The following is a 2,279-nucleotide window of genomic DNA, read 5'->3' on the forward strand; positions in this document are numbered from 1 at the left end:
GCCGCCCGTGACGCCTGCGCCGCCCGTGACGCCTGCATCGCCCCGGGAGAGCGACTTGGCGGCGGGCATCTCGTCCGCAGACGCCATCTCGGCTGAGCCCACCGGGAACGCTGAGCCCACCGGGAACGGTGACTCGCGCGCAGGCCGTACCACCCGGACCGCTCTCCCCGCACCTTCTCCGGCCGGAGAAGGTGCGGCCGTGACCCGACGCCGCCGGCAGGGCACCGGTCTGTCCGCGATGCTGCTCCCCGAACTGCAGGCCAAGGCCTCGTCCCTGGGGATCCAGGGCGTGGGCCGGTTGCGCAAAGGCCAGCTCATCGCCGCGATCCAGAACCTGCAGAACAACGAGTCCGCGGCCGCGCCCGCCCCAGCGACTTCTTCGGCCCCCGCGGCCTCCTCGGCCTTTGCGCCGCTCCCGGCGGAATCGGGGCCGGCCTCGTCCGCCGGACCGGTCCCGGCCGCGAGCGAGACATCTCCCGCGCCGCGGGTGTCCCGGCAGGCTGCCGGCCCGGACGGCACCGCTACCCGCACCCGTTCCCGTCGTGGGGCCTCTCGGGCGGCGGCGAGCCCCGCCGTCGAGCAGCCGACCCTGCCCGAAACGGCGGCCGGGGACACGGTCGTGGAGACCCGGGCCGGATCGGCTACGGATGCCCGGGCCGGATCGGCCGCTTCCGCCCAGCCGACCGTGTCCGCCCAGCCGACCGGGGCGCCCGCGTCGGCTCCGCCGGCCGCCGCGTCCCACCGTCAGACCGATGCCGGTCCCCGGAGCCGGGAGGACCGTCGGGATCGTTCCGCCGACAACGGCCGGGTGAGCGCGAGCGACCGTCAGGGCGGTGAGGCCGGTGGCGAGCGTGCCACGGCGGACCGCCAAGGCGCGGACCGCCGCTCCGGTACGGACCGTCAGGCCGCTGATCGTCCCAGCCGCGTGGACCGCACCCAGCAGGGTGACCGGTCCGGGGCAGAGCGTTCCGGCGGCGACCGGCCCGGGCAGGGGGGGCAAGGGGGACAAGGCGAGGACGACTTCGCCGTTCGTGGCCGGCGGGGCCGCTTCCGGGAACGCGGTCGTAACCGCGGTCGCGGTGGGCAGGCCGGCCCGAGCGAGAACGAGCCGGTCCTGCGCGAGGACGACGTCCTGGTCCCCGTCGCCGGCATTCTCGACGTTCTGGACAACTACGCCTTCGTGCGGACCAGCGGGTACCTGACCGGCCCGACCGACGTCTACGTCAGCCTCGCCCAGGTGCGTCGCAATGGGCTGCGCCGCGGTGACGCCATCACCGGTGTCGTCCGCGCCCCGCAGGAGGGCGAGCAGCGCCGGGACAAGTACAACGCGCTGGTCCGGCTCGACACCATCAACGGGATGGAGCCCGAGGAAGCGCGCGGCCGGCCGGAGTTCACCAAGCTGACTCCGCTCTACCCCCAGGAGCGGCTGCGCCTGGAGACCGAGCCCCACATGCTGACCACGCGGGTCATCGACCTCGTGATGCCGATCGGCAAGGGGCAGCGGGCCCTGATAGTCAGCCCGCCCAAGGCGGGTAAGACGATGGTGCTGCAGTCCATCGCGAACGCGATCACGACGAACAACCCGGAAGTCCACCTCATGGTCGTGCTCATCGATGAGCGGCCGGAGGAGGTCACCGACATGCAGCGGTCGGTCAAGGGCGAGGTCATCGCGTCCACCTTCGACCGCCCGCCGTCGGACCACACCACGGTCGCCGAGCTGTCCATCGAGCGGGCCAAGCGCCTGGTCGAGCTGGGCCACGACGTCGTCGTGCTGCTCGACTCGATCACCCGATTGGGCCGTGCCTACAACCTGGCTGCCCCGGCCTCCGGTCGTATCCTGTCCGGTGGTGTCGACTCGACGGCGCTCTACCCGCCGAAGCGGTTCCTCGGCGCGGCCCGCAACATCGAGAACGGCGGGTCTCTGACGATCATTGCGACGGCGCTGGTGGAGACCGGTTCGACGATGGACACTGTGATCTTCGAGGAGTTCAAGGGAACCGGCAACGCCGAGCTCAAACTCGATCGCAAGATCGCCGATAAGCGGATCTTCCCCGCGGTGGATGTTGACGCCTCCGGTACCCGCAAGGAGGAGATCCTGCTTGCCCCGGACGAGCTCGCGATCATGCACAAGCTGCGTCGCGTGCTCCACACCAGGGAGACCCAGCAGGCCCTCGAGCTCCTGCTCGACCGGCTCAAGCAGACCAGGACGAACTACGAGTTCCTGATGCAGATCGCCAAGACCGCACCGCCTCAGGATTAGCCTTCCCCCACACGGCGCC

1 protein-coding gene is annotated in these 2,279 nt (G+C 71.6%); it reads left to right on the forward strand.

The window, feature by feature from the left end; translation table 11 throughout:
* Nucleotides 1-238: 238 nt before the first annotated feature.
* A complete protein-coding gene (gene rho / locus ACY5KJ_RS02425; RefSeq protein ID WP_462202707.1) occupies nucleotides 239-2,260 on the forward strand; it encodes a transcription termination factor Rho in 2,022 nt (673 codons plus the stop codon).
* Nucleotides 2,261-2,279: the final 19 nt, after the last annotated feature.

The sequence above is a fragment of the Frankia sp. CcWB3 genome, from assembly GCF_977927595.1.

What these genes read in the sequence shown, in the direction of transcription:
- rho (WP_462202707.1), top strand. Translation starts at nt 239, where the DNA reads ATGCTGCTCCCCGAACTGCAGGCCAAGGCCTCGTCCCTGGGGATCCAG.